Origin of the sequence: Bradyrhizobium sp. (assembly GCF_016213215.1) — a bacterium.
Lineage (GTDB): Bacteria > Pseudomonadota > Alphaproteobacteria > Rhizobiales > Xanthobacteraceae > Bradyrhizobium.
In genome coordinates, this window is sequence record NZ_JACRAW010000070.1 from 1 (window position 1) to 18,495 (window position 18,495).

Annotated in this window: 17 protein-coding genes; 5 read left to right on the forward strand and 12 right to left on the reverse strand. The window is 64.1% G+C overall.

Going from position 1 to position 18,495, the window contains the following annotated elements:
* Positions 1–492, reverse strand: a 492-nt coding sequence (locus HY852_RS12495) for a peptidoglycan-binding domain-containing protein (RefSeq protein ID WP_291605016.1), incomplete at its 3' end; no start/stop codon positions are given.
* Positions 493–708: 216 nt separating this feature from the next.
* Here HY852_RS12495 and HY852_RS12500 point away from each other — a divergent pair.
* Positions 709–1,512, forward strand: coding sequence for a molybdopterin-synthase adenylyltransferase MoeB (locus HY852_RS12500; protein ID WP_291605017.1), 804 nt, complete (start codon positions 709–711; stop codon positions 1,510–1,512).
* A gap of 13 nt (positions 1,513–1,525) precedes the next feature.
* Here the strand turns inward: HY852_RS12500 and HY852_RS12505 are convergent, their stop codons facing one another.
* Positions 1,526–2,527 carry a D-glycerate dehydrogenase gene (locus tag HY852_RS12505; RefSeq protein ID WP_291605018.1) on the reverse strand — a complete coding sequence of 334 codons (1,002 nt, stop codon included), beginning with the start codon at positions 2,525–2,527 and terminating at the stop codon, positions 1,526–1,528.
* Positions 2,528–2,849: 322 nt separating this feature from the next.
* Between HY852_RS12505 and HY852_RS12510 the strand changes: the two genes are divergently transcribed.
* The gene (locus HY852_RS12510) at positions 2,850–3,374 is read left to right on the forward strand and encodes an SH3 domain-containing protein (RefSeq protein ID WP_291605019.1); all 525 of its coding nucleotides are present in this window, start codon (positions 2,850–2,852) and stop codon (positions 3,372–3,374) included.
* Between the two features lie 70 nt (positions 3,375–3,444).
* On the opposite strand, the gene irrA is transcribed toward HY852_RS12510, so the two are convergent.
* Positions 3,445–3,936 (reverse strand): iron response transcriptional regulator IrrA, encoded by a 492-nt coding sequence (gene irrA, locus HY852_RS12515; RefSeq protein WP_291605020.1) that lies wholly within the window; start codon positions 3,934–3,936, stop codon positions 3,445–3,447.
* Between the two features lie 361 nt (positions 3,937–4,297).
* Here irrA and fabA point away from each other — a divergent pair, with 361 nt between their 5' ends.
* From fabA to fabV, 3 genes are all read left to right on the forward strand, one after another.
* Entirely contained in the window at positions 4,298–4,819 is a 522-nt protein-coding gene (fabA, locus tag HY852_RS12520) for a 3-hydroxyacyl-[acyl-carrier-protein] dehydratase FabA (RefSeq protein WP_291605021.1), read from the forward strand.
* A gap of 40 nt (positions 4,820–4,859) precedes the next feature.
* Positions 4,860–6,083, forward strand: a complete 1,224-nt coding sequence (gene fabB / locus HY852_RS12525) for a beta-ketoacyl-ACP synthase I (RefSeq protein ID WP_291605022.1) — start codon at positions 4,860–4,862, stop codon at positions 6,081–6,083.
* Positions 6,084–6,164: 81 nt separating this feature from the next.
* Positions 6,165–7,337, forward strand: a complete 1,173-nt coding sequence (fabV, locus tag HY852_RS12530; protein ID WP_291605023.1) for an enoyl-ACP reductase FabV — start codon at positions 6,165–6,167, stop codon at positions 7,335–7,337.
* Positions 7,338–7,413: 76 nt separating this feature from the next.
* Here the strand turns inward: fabV and HY852_RS12535 are convergent, their stop codons facing one another.
* The 9 genes from HY852_RS12535 to nusA all read right to left on the reverse strand — a co-directional run.
* Complete coding sequence (locus tag HY852_RS12535; protein ID WP_291605024.1) at positions 7,414–8,010, reverse strand: glutathione S-transferase family protein; 597 nt, start codon at positions 8,008–8,010, stop codon at positions 7,414–7,416.
* An 89-nt stretch (positions 8,011–8,099) separates the two neighbouring features.
* Positions 8,100–8,933 carry a hypothetical protein gene (locus HY852_RS12540; RefSeq protein ID WP_291605025.1) on the reverse strand — a complete coding sequence of 278 codons (834 nt, stop codon included), beginning with the start codon at positions 8,931–8,933 and terminating at the stop codon, positions 8,100–8,102.
* 163 nt (positions 8,934–9,096) lie between these two features.
* The gene (gene pnp, locus HY852_RS12545; protein ID WP_291605026.1) at positions 9,097–11,256 is read right to left on the reverse strand and encodes a polyribonucleotide nucleotidyltransferase; all 2,160 of its coding nucleotides are present in this window, start codon (positions 11,254–11,256) and stop codon (positions 9,097–9,099) included.
* 385 nt (positions 11,257–11,641) lie between these two features.
* Positions 11,642–11,911 (reverse strand): 30S ribosomal protein S15, encoded by a 270-nt coding sequence (rpsO, locus tag HY852_RS12550; RefSeq protein ID WP_291605027.1) that lies wholly within the window; start codon positions 11,909–11,911, stop codon positions 11,642–11,644.
* Positions 11,912–11,913: 2 nt separating this feature from the next.
* A complete protein-coding gene (gene truB, locus HY852_RS12555) occupies positions 11,914–13,044 on the reverse strand; it encodes a tRNA pseudouridine(55) synthase TruB (protein WP_291605028.1) in 1,131 nt (376 codons plus the stop codon).
* Positions 13,041–13,460 (reverse strand): 30S ribosome-binding factor RbfA, encoded by a 420-nt coding sequence (gene rbfA / locus HY852_RS12560; protein WP_291605029.1) that lies wholly within the window; start codon positions 13,458–13,460, stop codon positions 13,041–13,043. Before rbfA ends, truB begins: the two co-directional genes overlap by 4 nt.
* Positions 13,461–13,632: 172 nt before the next feature.
* A complete protein-coding gene (gene infB / locus HY852_RS12565; RefSeq protein WP_291605030.1) occupies positions 13,633–16,260 on the reverse strand; it encodes a translation initiation factor IF-2 in 2,628 nt (875 codons plus the stop codon).
* Positions 16,261–16,322: 62 nt separating this feature from the next.
* Entirely contained in the window at positions 16,323–17,006 is a 684-nt protein-coding gene (locus HY852_RS12570; protein ID WP_291605031.1) for an RNA-binding protein, read from the reverse strand.
* Between the two features lie 78 nt (positions 17,007–17,084).
* Positions 17,085–18,495 (reverse strand): transcription termination factor NusA (gene nusA, locus HY852_RS12575; protein WP_291605032.1); only part of this gene is annotated, 1,411 nt, incomplete at its 5' end.

Sequence of the window (18,495 nt, forward strand, 5' to 3'; positions counted from 1 at the left end):
GACCTGGACGGTTCCGGTCGGCGACGTCCATTTGGTGCCGCTGGCCTCGCTCGATTGTTGCGGTACGAGCTTGCCGGGAATTCCGAGCCGCGCGCCGGTTACGGGTTCAGTGACGATCTTCCAGCCGACACTTTCCTGTCGCCGCCGTGCGGTGTCCGCGAGCACGCCGCGCTCCTGCGGATTGAGCACGCCGGTCGGCTTGCCGCCTTTCGCCTTCTGGTATTCCTTGATAGCGGCGACCATGCGCTCGCTGACCTCGCCGGTAATCGCGCCGTTGTATTGCCCGACCCAGGCGAGATCGGATTGCAACGCCAGGCGCTCGGCCTGCGCCATCGCGTTGGCGGTCTCGGCCGGCGTCTGCACCGCGGGACGAATCGCGGTGGTGGCGACCGGCTTCGGCTTGGTGCCGGCGGTCGAAGGCGGCGTCATCTGGGCATTTGCACAAGTCGCGGCCGCCACGAACATCAATGTTGCCGTCAGCACCGATCTCATGACAAATCCCGAAAGACCGTTGAACTCGGCGTATTGAAGCACATCTCGTTGGTCGCAAACAGCCCGTGAGGGGTTCAGTTTGGCCGATTACGCGAACAGCGTCATTGCGAGGAGCGCAGCGACGAAGCAATCTAGGCTGTCACCGCGGACCCATTTCTGGATTGCTTCGCTTTGCTCGCAACGACGGGCCAGGTCGAAGCGAAGGAGCCGTTGCTCATGCTTACCCCGGAAGAACTCGAACGCTACGCCCGCCATATCGTGCTGCGCGATATCGGAGGACCCGGCCAGGCGGCGCTGAAGCAGGCCTCCGTGCTGGTGGTCGGCGCCGGCGGCCTCGGCGCACCAGCCCTGATGTATCTGGCCGCGGCCGGTATCGGCACGCTCGGCGTCGTCGATGACGACGTGGTGACGTTGTCCAATCTGCAGCGCCAGGTGATCCACTCGACGCCCGACATCGGCCGCCGCAAGGTGGAGAGCGCGGGCGAACACATCGAGGCGCTGAACCCGCACGTGCGCTTTGTCGGCCATGCCACCTGGCTCAACGCCGACAACGCGCTCGAACTGATCGGCGACTACGATCTGGTGCTCGACGGCTCCGACAATTTCCAGACCCGCTATCTCGTGTCCGACGCATGCTTCTTCGCCCGGAGGCCGCTGATCACCGCCGCGCTCGGCACCTTCGACGGCTCGCTGACAACGATACGCGCTCATGAGAAGAACGAGGCCGGCGAATTCAATCCGACCTATCGGTGCCTGTTTCCTGAGCCGCCGCCGCCCGGCACGGTGCCGGCATGCGCCGAAGCAGGCGTCATGGGCGCGCTCGCGGGCGTGTTGGGTTCGATGATGGCGCTGGAGGCGATCCGCGAGATCGTCGGCTTCGGCGACGGCCTCGTCGGACGGCTCCTGATGATGGATGCCCGCGCCATGCGCTTCGAGACGCTGCGCTACAGCCGCGATCCCGCCAATCCGCTCAACGGCGACGGGCCTGTGATTGGTGACCTCAGCGCGCACGCCGAGTAGCGCGCGACCAGCCTCAGAGCATCCCCGGCAGCACGCGATCCGGTGGCTTGTGGTTGTCCAGGAAGGTCTTGATGTTGATGATGACCTTCTCGCCCATCTCGACGCGGCCCTCGATGGTCGCCGAGCCCATATGCGGCAGCAGCGTCACCTTGCCGGCCTTGGCGAGCCGCACCAGGCGGGGGCTGACGAGCGGTTCGTGCTCGTAGACGTCAAGACCCGCGCCCCCGATGTCGCCGTTTTCGATCAGCTTGGTCAGCGTTTCCTCGTCGATCACCTCGCCGCGCGCGGTATTGACGATGTAGGCGTCCTTGCGGATCAGCTTCAGCCGTCGCGCCGAGAGCAGATGGAAGGTCGCCGGTGTGTGCGGACAGTTCACCGAGATGATGTCCATCCGCGCCAGCATCTGGTCGAGGCTTTCCCAATACGTCGCGCCGAGTTCCTCGGCGATCATCGGCGCCACCGGACGGCGGTTGTGATAATGGATCTGCAGCCCGAAGGCGCGGGCGCGCCGCGCCACCGCCTGGCCGATTCGGCCCATGCCGATGATGCCGAGCCTTTTTCCCCCGACGCGGTGGCCGAGCATCCAGGTCGGCGACCAGCCGTCCCAGGGCTTGCCTTCGGTCAGGACGGAGGCGCCTTCGACCAGACGGCGGGGCACCGCGAGAATCAGCGCCATGGTCATGTCGGCGGTGTCCTCGGTAAGCACCTTTGGCGTGTTGGTGACGGTGATGCCGCGCGCATGGGCCGCCGCGACGTCGATATTGTCGACGCCATTGCCGAAATGGGCGATCAGCCGCAGCCTGCAATCCGGCTGGTTGATCACCTCCGCCGTGATCTCGTCGGTCACCGTCGGTACCAAAACGTCCGCCGTGCGCGCGGCATCGGCGATCTGCTCGGGGCTCAGCGGCGTATCGTCCAGATTAAGCCTTGCGTCGAACAGTTCGCGCATGCGCGTCTCGATGGAGTCCGGCAGCTTGCGTGTGACGACGACGAGAGGCTTTTTCTTCACCGACATGTCCAGCTCTCATGAGGGATCAGCGTGAGCCGCCGGTATCCGGGGCTTCGCCGTTCAGGCCTCATTAACCCGGTTGTTCGACACTGCGCGGGCCGCGTCGTTCCCCGGCGTTTCCTTAGCTTCTCCCGTTATTTCCAGCCGGAAAAACGGGATCAGTTGCTTGTAGGCGTCCGCGTCCTCTCTAGCAGAAGGCCGGGCCAAGACAAGAACCACGGAAGGCCTTAGGTGACGCAAGCCGGGGCAAAGGACGCGGCACAGGGGATGGACTTTGGCGGGGGATTCAGCTCGCGCTTGAGTTGGATGACCGGCAGGAGACGGGGTAATGGCGTTCGGTCGCGTTTGTTGTTTGGTTGCGCTTGTCTGCGCTGTGTTGGGTGGCTCACTCGGTACCGTGTATTCCAAGGATACGGCCCCAGCCACGAGCGGTCTGCCGGTCCCGCGCTATGTCAGCCTCAAGTCCGACCATGTGAACGTCAGGGCCGGTCCGACCAAGGATAATGACGTCGCCTGGGTCTACACCCGCGCGGGCCTGCCGGTCGAAATCACCGCCGAGTTCGAGAATTGGCGCCGGGTCCGGGATTCCGAGGGTGCGGAGGGCTGGGTGTATCATTCCCTGCTGTCGGGCCGCCGCACGGCGGTCGTGACCATGAAGAAAAAGGACGATCTCGCTCCGCTTTACGACAGCGCCGATGCCGGCAGCACGGTCGCCGCCCGCCTGCAGGCCGGCGTGGTTGCCAACGTCAAGAAATGCGCGGCGGGCTGGTGCCACATCACTGGCAACGGCTTTGACGGCTGGATCGAACAGGAACGCCTGTGGGGCGTCTACGCCGACGAGCAGGTGAATTGACGCGCAGCGTCATTCCGGGGCTGCGTACCGCCTGGAATGAAAAAGCAAACACTTCAGGTTTTCAGGAGGCTCAGCGCTTCTTGCGCAACCGCACCACCATGTCGATGCGGGAGATCTCGTAACCCTCCGGCACCTCGGGCAATTTCGACAGAACCAGATTCGGGTCGGGGATATCGACCAGCTCGTGGCTGTTCTCCAGATAGTAGTGGTGATGTGCCGTGACGTTGGTATCGAAATAGGTCTTGGTTCCGTCGACGCTGACCTGGCGCAGCAGCCCCGCATCGGTGAGCTGGTTGAGGGTGTTGTAGACGGTGGCCAGCGATACCGGCACCTTGGCGAGCGTCGCCTCCTCGTAGAGCATTTCCGCCGTGAGGTGGCGGGCGCCTTTGCCGAACAACAGCCAGCCCAAGGCCATCCGCTGGCGCGTCGGGCGCAGCCCGGCCGCCTGAAGCATTTCGTTGACGTCGTGCCATGGGCATCCGGTCAGGGCCGGTTGCCGTCCCGCAGCAAGGGACGCGGAATGGGCGTTTTCGTCAGTCTGAATTGGAGTGTTCTCGCTCATTTCCTGTTTGGGGCACGTATGATTGGGCACTATCGCTTGGGAATATATGAAGGAACAGATGCAGATGCAAGTATTTCGCAACTAGGGCGCCTCGAATCATCCGGCCGGTCAGGAACCACGGACGGGATACGGCAATTTACGCGGCCGGGGTGCTTTGCCGCCCGGAAGGCCTATGTTAGAGAGCGCGACCCTGCTTACTCGATTTCGGCGCAATCGACGCAAGAGCTGCTGCGGTGCGTCCGGATCTCATCCGTCCGAAACTGCGGTATTTGCCCGGGCGGGGCAGGCGGCCGGCTTTGCGCGGCGAAACCGCCCCATTTCGTCAAGCGCTTTGTCGCGACCTAGGAAAGGCTACCATTACATGCTGAATCGGCGCAGCGGTTACGAATACGAGGATTTGCTGGCCTGTGCCCGTGGCGAAATGTTCGGGCCGGGGAACGCCCAGCTGCCGCTGCCACCGATGCTGATGTTCGACCGCATCACGGAAATCGCCGAGACCGGCGGCGAATTCGGCAAGGGACTGGTTCGCGCCGAGCTCGATGTGAAGCCCGATCTCTGGTTCTTCGGCTGCCATTTCAAGAACGATCCGGTCATGCCGGGTTGTCTTGGTCTGGATGCGCTGTGGCAGATGGTCGGATTTTACCTGGGCTGGATCGGCGGCGAAGGGCGCGGCCGTGCACTGGGCCTGAGCGAATTAAAGTTCGGCGGCCAGGTGCTGCCGGAGGCGCGCAAGGTTGTGTACAATGTAGATATCAAGCGCGTGATGCGTTCAAAGCTGGTGCTGGGCATTGCCGACGGGTGGCTTTCGGTCGACGGCGAGACTATCTATCGCGCCAAGGATTTGAAGGTCGGTCTGTTCAAGCAGGGCACGTCGCTGGGCTGAGCAAGGTACCACAGAAGAAACAACGACAGGCGAGGCAGTCATGAGACGGGTTGTGGTCACCGGGATGGGCATCGTCTCGTCGATCGGAAACAACACCCAGGAAGTGCTTGCGAGCCTTCACGAGGCGAAGTCGGGAATTTCGCGCGCGGAGAAATATGCCGAACTCGGCTTCCGCTCGCAGGTGCAGGGCGCGCCCACGCTCGATCCCTCGCTGGTCGTCGATCGGCGCGCCATGCGTTTCCTCGGCCAGGGTGCGGCCTGGAATCACATTGCGATGGAGCAGGCGATTCAGGATTCCGGGCTGGAGCCGTCCGAGGTTTCCAATATCCGCACCGGCATCATCATGGGATCGGGCGGGCCCTCGGCCCGCACCATCGTCGAGGCCGCCGATATCACGCGCACCAAGGGCCCCAAGCGCGTCGGGCCGTTTGCCGTGCCGAAGGCTATGTCCTCGACGGCTTCCGCAACGCTTGCGACCTGGTTCAAGATCAAGGGCGTGAACTATTCGATATCATCGGCCTGCGCCACGTCCAACCACTGCATCGGCAACGCGTATGAAACAATCCAGTGGGGCAAGCAGGACGTCGTGTTTGCCGGCGGCTGCGAAGAGCTCGACTGGACGCTGTCGGTCCTGTTCGATGCCATGGGTGCGATGTCGTCCAAGTACAACGACACGCCCGCGACCGCTTCGCGTCCCTACGACGTCAACCGCGACGGCTTTGTCATTGCCGGCGGCGCCGGCGTGCTGGTGCTGGAAGAGCTCGAGCACGCCAAGGCGCGCGGCGCGCGCATCTACGCCGAGATCGTGGGTTACGGCGCGACGTCCGACGGCCACGACATGGTCGCGCCTTCGGGTGAGGGCGCCGAGCGCTGCATGAAGATGGCGATGTCGACCGTGAAGACAAAGGTCGACTACATCAACCCGCACGCCACCTCGACGCCCGCGGGCGATCCGCCCGAGATCGAGGCCATTCGCAAGGTGTTCGGCACAGGCGACAAGTGTCCGCCGATCTCGGCCACCAAGGCGCTCACCGGCCATTCGCTCGGCGCCACGGGCGTGCAGGAGGCGATCTACTCGCTCCTGATGATGAACAACGGCTTCATCTGCGAGAGCGCTCACATCCAGGAGCTCGACCCGGTATTCGCTGACATGCCGATCGTGCGCAAGCGCATCGACAACGCCAGGATCGGAACCGTGCTTTCCAACTCCTTCGGCTTCGGCGGCACCAACGCGACGCTCGTGTTCAGCCGGCTGGATGCGTGATCCGGTTTTTACCCTTCGCGTGCGGCGAGAGGTCGGCAGGCAGCGAATGAGGACTTTGCAACGATCCGACATGGGATGGGCATGATTATCGAACCGCGCGTGCGAGGCTTCATCTGCACGACGGCGCATCCCGTCGGCTGCGCCAGAAACGTCCACGACCAAATCGCTTATGTTCTCCGTCAGGGCGCCATTCCACAGTGCCCCAAGCGTATCGCCGTGCTGGGGTGTTCGACAGGCTATGGCCTCGCGAGCCGCATTGTTGCGACCTTCGCCGGAGGAGCGGAGACCATCGGAGTGTCGTTGGAGCGCGAGCCGACGGCAACCAGGACCGGCAGCGCCGGCTGGTACAACAACCGCGCATTCGAGATCCAGGCTCAGAAGATGGGACGATCGCCGCTCACCCTCGAGGGTGACGCCTTCTCCGACGAGCTGAAGAAGACCTTCATCGACCGCGTGCGCGAGAAGTTCGGACAGCTCGACATGCTGGTCTACAGCATGGCCGCTCCGGTCCGGACGGATCCGATCACGGGCAAGACCTATCGTTCTGCGATCAAGCCGCTCGGTGCCCCTGTCGAAATCAAGACCCTCAACACTGAAACCGGCGAAGTCTTCGAGACGACCCTTGCACCGGCGAGTGAGGATGAAGCGGCGGCCACCGTTGCGGTGATGGGAGGCGAGGACTGGAAGCGCTGGATAGATCAGCTCGCGGACGCCGATGTTCTGGCGCCGGGCTTCCAGACACTCAACTACACCTATATCGGCAGCGAACTGACTTGGCCGATCTACTGGAAAGGCACTCTGGGTCGCGCCAAGGTCGATCTCGACCGTAGGGCGGAAGAGATCCGGGGCCGGCTCGGCCAGGACGCGGGCCGCGTGGTGGCGCTGAAGGCCGTGGTCACCCAGGCGAGTTCAGCCATTCCGGTCGTGCCGCTCTATGGGACGGTGCTGTTCAAGGTCATGAAGCAACTCGGGCTCCACGAAGGCTGCATCGAACAGATCGATCGCCTGTTTCGGACGCGCCTTGGCGTGGGTGTCGAACTTGACGAGGCGCAGCGCGTCAGACTGGATGATTGGGAACTCTCGCCCGAAGTTCAGGCCGAGGTGTCACGACGATGGCCTTTGCTCTCCACAGAAACGCTCGGCGAACTGGCAGACCTTGCAGAATACAAGAGCCAGTTCCTTCGCCTGTTCGGATTCGGCATCGACGGCGTTGACTACGCGCAGGACGTCGATCCTCGCGTGGTCCCGAGTTAAGCCAGTCGGGAAACCACTCTCCCAAGCCTGACAGCTCCGTCCGGGGCCAGCTGTCTGACAGCTGTGGGAATGAGCCTCAACCCGCCGCGATGTTCTCGGCGCGCTGGAATGCCGGGCGCGCCGTGCAGCGGGCAAGATAGGCGTCGAACGACGGCCGCGACGGCACCATGTTGAACAGGCGTATCGCGAAGTTCAGCCCGGAGCCGATGACGATGTCGGCGGCGGAAAAGTCATCGCCGAGGATCCACGTACCCTCGGTCAGCGCCGCGTCCAGCACGTCGAAGACCTGCGTCGCGCTGCCCCAGGCGGCGGTCGAGGGCGGCACCTCGAGCTTGGTGAAGATCTGGATCAGCGCGGGCTCGATGCAGCTCGGCGAGAAGAACAGCCATTGCAGGTATCTGGCGCGCTTCGGATCGGTCGGCGGCGGCGCCAGCCTGGTCTCCGGATAGCGGTCGGCGATGTAGGCGCAGATCGCAGCGGCTTCGCCCAGCGCGGCCTCGCCATCCTTCAGCGCCGGCACCTTGCCCATTGGATTGATCTTGAGGAATTCCGGCGCCTTCTGCGCGCCGGTCGTGATGTCGGTCAGCACGCGCTCATAAGGAAGCCCGCTCTCCTCCATCAGCCAGATGGTGGTGAATGAGCGCGAGCGGGGCGACCAGTAGAGCTGGATCATGATGAAATTCCTTGGGGCGGTTGCGCGAAGCAATTGAGACAAGCTGCAAGGTCGAATTATGGCAGCGATAAATCCGTCGCAGAGCCGGCTCACTCGTCCTTGAGATAGCCAGGCAACGCCTGGTCAAGCCTCGCTGCAACGAGCGCGCGGGTTCTTTCGCGCAGCGTTGGACTGTTTGAAGCTGCCATCGCCGGTTCAGGGTACAGCGAATTGTCGAGCTTGGTGAGCGGATCCTCTGTCAGTCTGAGGCTCTCGGACATCCTCGTGCCGAAATTCGCGAAGGGGCGGGAGATCTGCTCGTACGACCTGCCATCCAGCAAACTAAGCGAGATGTTGGCGAACAGGTGCGAATGCCGGACGAGAGATCCGAGGCCTTGATTGTACGTGCCAATGCCGTTCAGGATCATGCGGGTGCCAGGCAGTTCTCCGTTGAGCTTCGTCACCACAAGATAGCGCGCGCAGTTCGCATTGGGCGTGATCCTCCTGACGATCGCAGGCAGGCGTTCGCTTGGATCGGGGAAGAGCCTCGATTTCGGATTGTAGAACGGTTCGAACGCCCTTTTTGGGTAAGCGATCCTTCGCACCGCAGGATCCGCGCGAGTCGCCGCGCGCACCCGCGCAATCACGAAGTCGTCGAATCCCCAACCTTCGACAGGAACCTCGGTGGCCTCATTCTCAAAAATCGTAACTCCGAACTTCTGTACGGAAAAGCGGTCTCCGATAGCCGAGATCACGCCCAGCCTGCAGGGGCCGCTTTCTGTCGCGCCGGGCTGCTTCGCAGCCGTAGTGGCCTTCGCCGTCGGCTTCTTTGCAACGGACTTGGCTGGCTGTGCTGCGGGAGGCGTTGCTGGCGGCGACTGCGCCCATGAAGCTTGTGCAAAGCAGGAAAGAATGACGATATCGGCAATGAGGCTACGTAACATGGCAGATAATCTAGGGTTGCGAGCTGGCGCGCATAAACTAGAGCGCGCCGCATCCATTCGCAATGCGAGTGACGCGCATCCCAGGCGAAATTTCCCACCTCGCAGCGGACACAAAAAGGGCGGCTGAAAAGCCGCCCCCTTGTCGTTGGACTGGATCGCGAGGTTACTCGCCCGCGGCCTGCGCCGACGGCTGGGGCTCGGAGGCCTTCTGCTTGGCCTCGAGATCCTCGCCTGTCACCTGGTCGACCGCCTTCATCGACAGGCGGGTCTTGCCGCGGTCGTCGAAGCCGAGCAGCTTGACCTTGACCTTGTCGCCTTCCTTGACGACATCGCTGGTCTTCTGCACGCGGTTCGCCGCGAGCTGGCTGATGTGGACGAGGCCATCCTTGGAGCCGAAGAAGTTCACGAAGGCGCCGAACTCCATGACCTTGACCACGGTGCCGTCGTAGATCTGGCCGACTTCCGGCTCGGAGGCGATCGACTTGATCCACTTGATCGCGGCCTTCATCGCCTCGCCGTCGCTGGAGGCGACCTTCACGGTGCCGTCGTCCTCGATGTTGATCTTGGCGCCCGTCTTCTCGACGATCTCGCGGATCACCTTGCCGCCGGTGCCGATCACTTCGCGGATCTTGTCGGTCGGGATCTTGAAGGTCTCGATGCGCGGGGCGTATTCGCCGAGCTCGGCACGCGCTGCCGTGATCGCCTTGGCCATCTCGCCGAGGATGTGAACGCGCCCTTCGCGCGCCTGGCCGAGCGCCACCTTCATGATCTCTTCGGTGATGCCCTCGATCTTGATGTCCATCTGCAGCGAGGTGATGCCGGCCTCGGTGCCGGCGACCTTGAAGTCCATGTCGCCGAGATGATCCTCGTCGCCGAGGATGTCGGAGAGCACCGCGTAGCGGCCGCCTTCGAGGATCAGGCCCATGGCGATGCCCGCGGTCGGCCGCTTCAGCGGCACGCCGGCGTCCATCAGCGCCAGCGAAGCGCCGCAGACGGAAGCCATCGAGGAGGAGCCGTTGGACTCGGTGATCTCGGAGACCACGCGCAACGTGTAAGGGAATTCATGGTGTGGCGGCAGAACGGGGTGGATCGCGCGCCAAGCGAGCTTGCCGTGGCCGATCTCACGCCGCTTGGTGCCGCCGAGACGGCCGGTTTCGCCGACCGAGAAGGGCGGGAAGTTGTAGTGCAGCAGGAACGTCTCCTTGTACGTTCCCGACAGCGCGTCGACGTACTGCTCGTCCTCGCCGGTGCCGAGCGTCGTCACCACCAGCGCCTGGGTCTCGCCGCGGGTGAACAGCGCCGAGCCATGGGCACGGGGCAGCATGCCGACTTCGGCGACGATGTTGCGCACCGTCTTGACGTCGCGCCCGTCGATGCGCCGGCCGGTATCCAGGATGTTCCAGCGGACGATCTTGGCCTCGAGCTCCTTGAAGACGCCGGCAACGCGCAGCTTGTCGTATTTCGGCTCCTGCCCTTCCGGGAAGTAGTGCGCCATTACCTTTTCCTTGGCGGCTCCGACGGCGGCGTAGCGCTCCTGCTTGATCGGAATCGCGTAGGCCTTGCGCAGGTCCTGCTCGATCAGCGCGAGTATGTCCTTTTCGAGCTCGCTGTTGTCGATGGTCTGGACGTCGAGCGGCTCCTTGGCGGCCTTCTCGGCGAGGTCGATGATCGCGTTGATGACCGGCTGAAAGTGACGGTGACCGAACATCACCGCGCCCAGCATGATCTCCTCGTTGAGCTCTTTCGCCTCCGATTCGACCATCAGCACGGCGTCGGAAGTGCCGGCGACGACGAGGTCGAGCTGGGTGTCCGCCATCTCGTCGAGCGTCGGGTTGAGCACATATTCGTCGTTGACGAAGCCGACGCGGGCGGCGCCGATCGGGCCCTTGAACGGCACGCCCGAGAGCGTCAGCGCCGCGGAAGCCGCGACCATCGCCAGCACGTCCGGATCGTTTTCCATGTCGTGCGACAGGGTGGTGATGATGACTTGCGTCTCGTTGCGCCAGCCGTCGACGAACAGCGGACGGACCGGGCGGTCGATCCGGCGGGATACCCGGGTCTCCTTTTCGGTGGGCCGGCCCTCGCGCTTGAAATAGCCGCCTGGGATGCGGCCGGCCGCATAGGTCTTTTCCTGATAGTCGACGGTCAGCGGCAGGAAGTCGACGCCTTCGCGCGGCGCCTTGGCGGCGACCACGGTGGCGAGCACGACGGTTTCGCCATAGGTGGCAACGACGGCGCCGCCAGCCTGGCGGGCGACTTTGCCGGTTTCAAGCTTGAGGGGGCGTCCACCCCAGTCGATCTCGACGGAATGTTTATTGAACATAGAGGTCTTCTTTCATCGGTTCTCGAAAGAAGGGACGCCTTGAAACACAAAAACCATGCGCAAGATGGCGGGACGCTGATCCCGATGCAGCCCAGCGTCCGGCGATCCTGCCATGGTTCTCAAATTTCGGATGGCGTCCATCCTTTCGGGTCATACAGGCACTTTGCCCGTGACGCCCAGCTGCCGGATTGCGGCTGGACGTTCCTTCGTGGGCACGAACGAAGCTACAAAGGCGCGGTGGCCCCTTCGATCATGCCCTGATGCGGGCCGTCCTTGGCTCGCACACCTTGTGCGCATAGCCTCGATCAAAAACCTTGAAAAAGCGCTTTCTTTCGAAACTACGCTCGAAAAACGCGCGCAACTGGCACGCGTCAAAGCAACCAACTCAACGACGAATGTTGTGCTTCTCGAGCAGCGCCTTGTAGCGCGCTTCGTCCTTCTTCTTCAGGTAATCGAGCAGCGAACGGCGCGTCGACACGAGTTTCAAGAGGCCGCGGCGCGAATGGTTGTCCTTGCCGTGGGTCTTGAAATGGTTCGTGAGGTTATTGATGCGTTCCGACAGGATCGCGACCTGAACCTCGGGAGAACCGGTGTCGCCGGTCTTGGTGGCATTCGTTTTGATGACTTCCGCTTTGCGTTCGGCGGTAATCGACATCGTCAATTTCTCTCGTTGCGACCGGAGCCAGCAGTCAGCCCGGTCAGGTTGAACACACGCTTGGGGATGATTTCGCCATTGCCGACTTCGGCAAGCGCGAGAAGCCGGCCTGCCACCGTGACATAGACTGTGCCGCTACAACTGGGCGCATCCCGTCCGCGCAACAAGACAGCTTGGCCCCGGTGGAGCCTTGCCGCATCAGCCCGAGTGACGGCCAGTGCCGGGATGTCGTCCAGCGCGGTCTCAACGGGCAAAAGCGCGTCGGCGAGGCTGCCCTCGCCGGACGCGGCTCTATTGCACAAAGCCTGCAATTGTTCCAGCGGAATCATGTCGTTTTCGCCGAACGGACCGACCACCGTCCGTCGCAGCGCGCAGATATGGCCAAAGCAGCCGAGAATCCGTCCCATATCCCGCGCCAGCGCCCGCACATAGGTTCCCTTGCCGCATTCGGCCTCGAATACGGCGTGGTCGCTATCCGGTTGGTTAACCAGGGATAAATGATGAATCTCGACCGGCCGGGGGGCCAATTCCACGACCTCGCCGTCCCGCGCCAGGTCGTAGGCGCGCTCGCCCTGGACCTTGATGGCCGAATAGCGCGGCGGCGTCTGCTCGATCAGCCCGGTGAACCGGGGCAGGAGCGCCTCGATCGCCTGGGCCGTGGGCCTCAATTCGCCGGTCGCGACCACGCGGCCCTCGGTGTCGTCCGTGTCGCGCTCCTCGCCCCAGCGGACGGTGAAACGATAGCGCTTGCGACCGTCCATCACGAAGGGAACCGTCTTGGTGGCTTCGCCGAGGGCGATCGGCAGGCCGCCCGAGGCGAGCGGATCCAGCGTGCCGGCGTGCCCGGCGCGCTTGGCCTGGAACAGGCGCTTCACCACCGCCACGGCCTGCGTCGAGGTCATGCCGATCGGCTTGTCGAGCACGATCCAGCCGTGCACGTCGCGACGGTCGCGGCGCACCTGATTCTGCCTTTGCTGCTGCCGCGGATCATTGTTGACGCGGCGCGCCTCGGTACGAGGTGTTTCCTGCGGCGGCGCAGCCGTGTCGCGCGCGGACGAAAAATTATTCTCTTGCGCGTCGGGCGAATCGGCATCGCGCGTGCCGATCGTGGTATCGGCCGGGTTCATGTTCATTGCTCTTCGTCCCGATCTGCTGCGAGGTCTCTTTGAACCGCAGGTGTTCGCAATAATTTCTCGATCCGTTCCGCTTCGTCGAATCGGTCGTCGACACGGAAGCGGACATCAGGCGCAAATTTTAGGTTAACGCGACGCGCCACTTCACCGCGGAGAAATTTCTTGTTGCGCTCGAGTGCGGCGATGACGACTTCCGTGTCGCGGCCGCCAAGCGGCATCACGTAGATCGTCGCGAGTTTCAGGTCCGGCGACATTCTCACCTCCGGAATGGTGATGATGTGGCCTTCGAGGTCCGCATCATGCGCGCTGCCATGAGCCAGAATCTCGGCCATCGCGTGGCGGACCGCCTCGCCGACGCGCAACTGGCGCTGCGAACCGCCGGGGCTGGAACTTTTTCTGTGGTGCTGGCGAGTCATTAGCGTCTGTATCTTCTTTCAATACCGTCGAGCCCCGCAGCCGACGCGGGCATTCGTGTCTTCCTGTCGGAACGGGCAAGACGGTCACGGCCGGAACGGGTCCGTCCGTGACGCCTGCATTTCAGTTCGAGTTCAGCTCAAGAAAAATCCGTGCGCTTCGTAAGACTTGGACTTACAGGGAGCGCTGGATCGTCTCCACGCGGTAACACTCGATGATGTCGCCGACGCGCATGTCGCCGTAGTTCTCGAAGGCCATGCCGCATTCCTGGCCGGCCTGGACTTCCTTCACTTCGTCCTTGAAACGCTTCAGCGTCGAGAGCTTGCCTTCGTGCACGACGACGTTGTCGCGGATCAGGCGCACATTGGCGCCGCGTTCCACGGTCCCGTCGGTGACGCGGCAGCCCGCCACCTTGCCGACCTTGGAAATGTTGAACACTTCCAGAATCTGGGCATTGCCCAGCATGGTTTCGCGCAGGGTCGGCGCGAGCAGGCCGCTCATCGCCTTCTTAACGTCATCCACGAGGTCGTAGATGATGTTGTAATAGCGGATCTCGATGCCGTTGCGCTTGGCGGCTCCCGCCGCCTCCTTGTTGGCGCGGACGTTGAAGCCGATGATCGCTGCGCCGAAGCCTTCGGCCAGCGTGACATCCGATTCCGAAATGCCGCCGACGCCGGCATGAAGAATGCGCGCCGCGACTTCCTCGGTGCCGAGCTTTTCGAGCGAGCCCAGGATCGCTTCCAGCGAGCCCTGCACGTCGGCCTTGATGATCAGCGGGAAGTCCTTGCGGCCACTGGTCTTGAGCTGCGACATCATCTGCTCGAGCGAGCCGCGCATGCCCGAAATCGAGGCGGCGGCGTTCTCGCGCTTCTGGTGGGCGCGGTAGCTGGTGATCTGGCGGGCGCGCGCTTCGTTCTCGACCACCGCGAGGCGATCGCCGGCCTCCGGCGGACCGTTAAAGCCGAGCACCTCGACCGGCACCGAGGGGCCGGCCTCCTGGATCGTCTCGCCCTGGTCGGAGATCAGCGCGCGGACGCGGCCCATTTCGGCGCCGGCGATGATGATGTCGCCGACCCGCAAGGTGCCGCGCTGGACCAGCACGGTCGCGACCGGACCGCGGCCGCGGTCGAGCTTGGCCTCGATCACGGTGCCTTCGGCCGGACGCTGCGAATTGGTCTTGAGATCGAGGATTTCGGCCTGCAACACGATCATCTCGAGCAGACGTTCGAGATTGGTCTTGTTCTTGGCCGAGACCTCGACATCGACCACGTCGCCGCCGAGCGATTCGACCTGCACCTCGTGCTGCAACAGCTCGGTGCGCACGCGCTCGGGTCTCGCGTCGGGCTTGTCGATCTTGTTGATCGCGACGATGATCGGCACTCTCGCCGCCTTGGCGTGGTTGATGGCTTCGACCGTCTGCGGCATCACGCCGTCATCGGCCGCGACTACCAGCACGACGATATCGGTGACCTTGGCGCCGCGGGCGCGCATGGCGGTGAAGGCGGCGTGGCCCGGGGTGTCGATGAAGGTGATCTTCTTGCCGCTTTCGGGCGTGGTGACCTGGTAGGCGCCGATGTGCGGGGTGATGCCGCCGGCTTCGCCCGACACCACGTTGGTCTGGCGCAGCGCGTCGAGCAGCGAGGTCTTGCCGTGGTCGACGTGACCCATCACCGTAACCACGGGCGAGCGCGCCTCGGTATCGGTGGAATCGTCGACGACGTCGAACAGGCCTTCCTCCACGTCGGAAGCGGCCACGCGCTTGACCGTGTGGCCCAGTTCCTCGGCGATGAGCTGCGCGGTATCGGCATCGATCACGTCGGTGATCTTGTACATCGCGCCCTGCTTCATCAGCAGGCGAATGACGTCGACCGCCCGTTCGGACATGCGGTTGGCGAGTTCCTGGATCGTGATCGCCTCCGGGATCGTCACCTCGCGGATCAGCTTTTCCTTCGGCTCGTTCGCGGCATGTCCCTTCAGGCGCTGGGTGCGGCGGCGGAACGAGGCGATCGAGCGCTCGCGCACGTCGTCGGCGGTGAGCGCGGTGACCACGGTAAGGCGGCCGCGCTGCTTCTGCGGCCCCGGTTTGTGGGTGGTCTTTGGCGCTGCGACCGGGCGCATGGCGCCGCCGGGACCGCGGCGAACCTGACGCGGACCCTCTTCCTCCTCCGCTTCGACCGCCACGCCGGGCGCGCGGCTGGGCGCCGCCGCCGCCGGGCGCGCCGGCGCGGGGGCGCGGGCGGTGGTCGTGGCGGCAGCGGGGGCGGCGGTCTCGCCGTCGCCGAAGCGCTTCTTGGCTTCCAGCTCGGCCTTGCGCTTGGCCTCTTCCTCGTGGCGGTGACGCTCCTCTTCCGCCTTGCGGCGCGCTTCGGCGGCTTCGCGCTCGGCCTGCTCGATACTTTCGCGGCTGGCGCGGCGCTTGGCTTCCTCTTCCGCCACTCGCCGTTCCTCGATCTCGCGCATCTTGGCGTCCGCCAAGGCGCTGGCGCGGGCGGAACGTTCGTCCTCGGTCAGGCTCCGCAGCACGACGCCGGAGTTCGCACTGCGCGGCGGTGCTGGCGGGGGCGCGGCGGGCTTGGCTGCCGGTGCCGCCGGCGCGGCCTTGACGGTTTCGGGTGCCTGCGGCTCGGGCGCGCCCGCCTCGCCTCCGACGCGGCGCTTGCCGCGCTTTTCCACCACTACCTGCTTGCTTCGGCCATGGCTGAAGCTCTGGCGCACAGTGCCCGTTTCGACGCGCGGCTTGAGCGTCAGCGTCTTGCCCGGAACGCTCAGCTTCTTGTCGCCAGGGGTCTTGGTATCAACCATTCAGCAGTCCCAATCTCGTTTGTTGTGCGTTGCCGCACCGTCGTTCGGTGGTCGTCGTTATCTCAAGAAGTCCCGGCCGCGGTTCCGGCAGTCTTGTCGTCGTCCGCCAGCCGGTATCGGACCAGCATCTGGCTGCGCGACAGGAATGTCCTGCTCGTCGGGCCCGCGAGCAGCGCAGCATGTATCACATTTGACCGGCCCAGTGCCAAATCCAATTCTGCCGACGTCAGAGCGGTAACGATCGGGAATTCGGGCAATCCGGAGCGATTTTCGCCCTTTTGCCGCGCGAGCGCGTCCAATTTGCGGATTCCGTCCTCGGCCCCGTCCGCGGCATGGATCAGGACCTGCACCTCGCCGGCGCGCAGGGCGGTCTCGACCTTGCCAAAGCCACAGACAACCTGGCCCGCCTTGGCTGCGATCCCCAGTGCCTCCGCTACGCTGCGTGCCAGCAGGGCTTCCGTATCGGCGGGGAGGGTTAATGGAACGCGCAGGTCGCGCTTGAACGCCTTGCTAAATTGGTGACAGCGCACCGCTTCCGCAACCGCTCGACGGGAAGCCGAGATCCACATTCCGCGGCCCGGAAGCCTGCGTTTGATGTCCGGCACGACCTCGCCGCCGGGCGAAACGACGAACCGGATCAGTTCGTCAATCGGCCGGACCTCGCGACTAACCGCGCACATCCGCATGGTCGCGGACCTTTCGGTCCGCGGCCCATTGTCGAGATCGGGGTCGACGACGGCGAGCATCCGGGCGACATCTCCCCTAAGCCTCTGTTTGCGCGGGTTCTTTGCGCAACACGGGTCTCCGTTCCTGGCGAATGCGCATCAAACCGGCTGATCTTCGGTCGCCTCAGCCGGCTCGCTTTGCTTGCCGAGTTCGGCCTCGGTGATCCAGCCTGCCTTGACGCGCGCCTGCATGATCATGGCTTCCGCATCCTCCCGCGAGACTTCGATGCCGTCGAGGATGCCGGCGTACTTGGTCTGCTCGCCGCCTTCCTTGCGCTCGGTCCAGCCCACGAGATCGTCGGTGGCGCAACCGGCGAGGTCCTCGACCGATTTGATGTCGTTCTCGCCCAACTTGACCAGCATCTTGGAGGTCACGCCCGGCACGGTCTTGAGCGCGTCCTCGACTCCGAGCTCCTTGCGCTTGGCCTCCAACTCGGCGTCCTGGCGCTCCAGATACTCGCGGGCGCGGTTCTGCAGCTCTTGCGCGGTCTCCTCGTCGAAGCCTTCGATGCCGGCGAGCTCCTTCAGCTCCACCAGCGCCAGCTCCTCGACCGAGGTGAAGCCCTCAGAAGCGAGCAACTGACCCACCACCTCGTCGACATTGAGCGATTCCATGAAAACGCGGGTGGAATTCTCGAAGTCGGCCTGGCGGCGCTCCGATTCCTCCTGCTCGGTGAGGATGTCGATGTCCCAGCCGGTGAGCTGAGAGGCGAGGCGCACGTTCTGGCCGCGCCGCCCGATCGCCAGCGAAAGCTGGTTGTTGGTGTCGGGAACGACGACCTCGATGCGCTCGCGATCTTCGTCGATGACGACCTTGGACACTTCGGCCGGCGCCAGCGCGTTGACGACGAAGGTCGCTATGTCCGGTGACCACGGGATGATGTCGATCTTCTCGCCCTGCAGCTCGTTCACCACGGCCTGCACGCGCGAGCCGCGCATGCCGACGCAGGCGCCGACCGGATCGACCGAGGAATCGCGCGAGACCACGCCGATCTTGGCGCGCGAGCCGGGGTCGCGGGCAACCGCCTTGATCTCGACGATCCCGTCGTAGATTTCCGGCACCTCCTGGGCGAACAGCTTGGCCATGAACTGCGGATGGGTGCGCGACAGGAAGATCTGCGGCCCGCGGGTCTCCCGCCGCACGTCGAAGATATAGGCGCGGACGCGGTCGCCGTTGCGGAACACCTCGCGCGGCAGCATTTCGTCGCGTCGGATGATGCCTTCGCCGCGGCCGAGATCGAGGATCACGCTGCCATATTCGACGCGCTTGACGACGCCGTTGACGATGTCGCCGATGCGGTCCTTGAATTCCTGGTACTGCCGGTCGCGCTCGGCCTCGCGCACCTTCTGCACGATCACCTGCTTGGCGGATTGCGCGGCGATGCGGCCATATTCCAGCGGCGGCAGGGTGTCTGCGATGGTGTCGCCGAGCTGGGCGCCGGGATTGGCCCTGCGGGCTTCTTCCAGCGAGATCTGGTTGGCGTGATTTTCCACCTTCGCGACCACCAGC

Coding starts and splice junctions, on each gene's coding strand:
- HY852_RS12500 (WP_291605017.1), top strand. CDS start 709: ATGCTTACCCCGGAAGAACTCGAACGCTACGCCCGCCATATCGTGCTG.
- HY852_RS12505 (WP_291605018.1), bottom strand. CDS start 2,527: ATGTCGGTGAAGAAAAAGCCTCTCGTCGTCGTCACACGCAAGCTGCCG.
- HY852_RS12510 (WP_291605019.1), top strand. CDS start 2,850: ATGGCGTTCGGTCGCGTTTGTTGTTTGGTTGCGCTTGTCTGCGCTGTG.
- irrA (WP_291605020.1), bottom strand. CDS start 3,936: ATGAGCGAGAACACTCCAATTCAGACTGACGAAAACGCCCATTCCGCG.
- fabA (WP_291605021.1), top strand. CDS start 4,298: ATGCTGAATCGGCGCAGCGGTTACGAATACGAGGATTTGCTGGCCTGT.
- fabB (WP_291605022.1), top strand. CDS start 4,860: ATGAGACGGGTTGTGGTCACCGGGATGGGCATCGTCTCGTCGATCGGA.
- fabV (WP_291605023.1), top strand. CDS start 6,165: ATGATTATCGAACCGCGCGTGCGAGGCTTCATCTGCACGACGGCGCAT.
- HY852_RS12535 (WP_291605024.1), bottom strand. CDS start 8,010: ATGATCCAGCTCTACTGGTCGCCCCGCTCGCGCTCATTCACCACCATC.
- HY852_RS12540 (WP_291605025.1), bottom strand. CDS start 8,933: ATGTTACGTAGCCTCATTGCCGATATCGTCATTCTTTCCTGCTTTGCA.
- pnp (WP_291605026.1), bottom strand. CDS start 11,256: ATGTTCAATAAACATTCCGTCGAGATCGACTGGGGTGGACGCCCCCTC.
- rpsO (WP_291605027.1), bottom strand. CDS start 11,911: ATGTCGATTACCGCCGAACGCAAAGCGGAAGTCATCAAAACGAATGCC.
- truB (WP_291605028.1), bottom strand. CDS start 13,044: ATGAACATGAACCCGGCCGATACCACGATCGGCACGCGCGATGCCGAT.
- rbfA (WP_291605029.1), bottom strand. CDS start 13,460: ATGACTCGCCAGCACCACAGAAAAAGTTCCAGCCCCGGCGGTTCGCAG.
- infB (WP_291605030.1), bottom strand. CDS start 16,260: ATGGTTGATACCAAGACCCCTGGCGACAAGAAGCTGAGCGTTCCGGGC.
- HY852_RS12570 (WP_291605031.1), bottom strand. CDS start 17,006: ATGCTCGCCGTCGTCGACCCCGATCTCGACAATGGGCCGCGGACCGAA.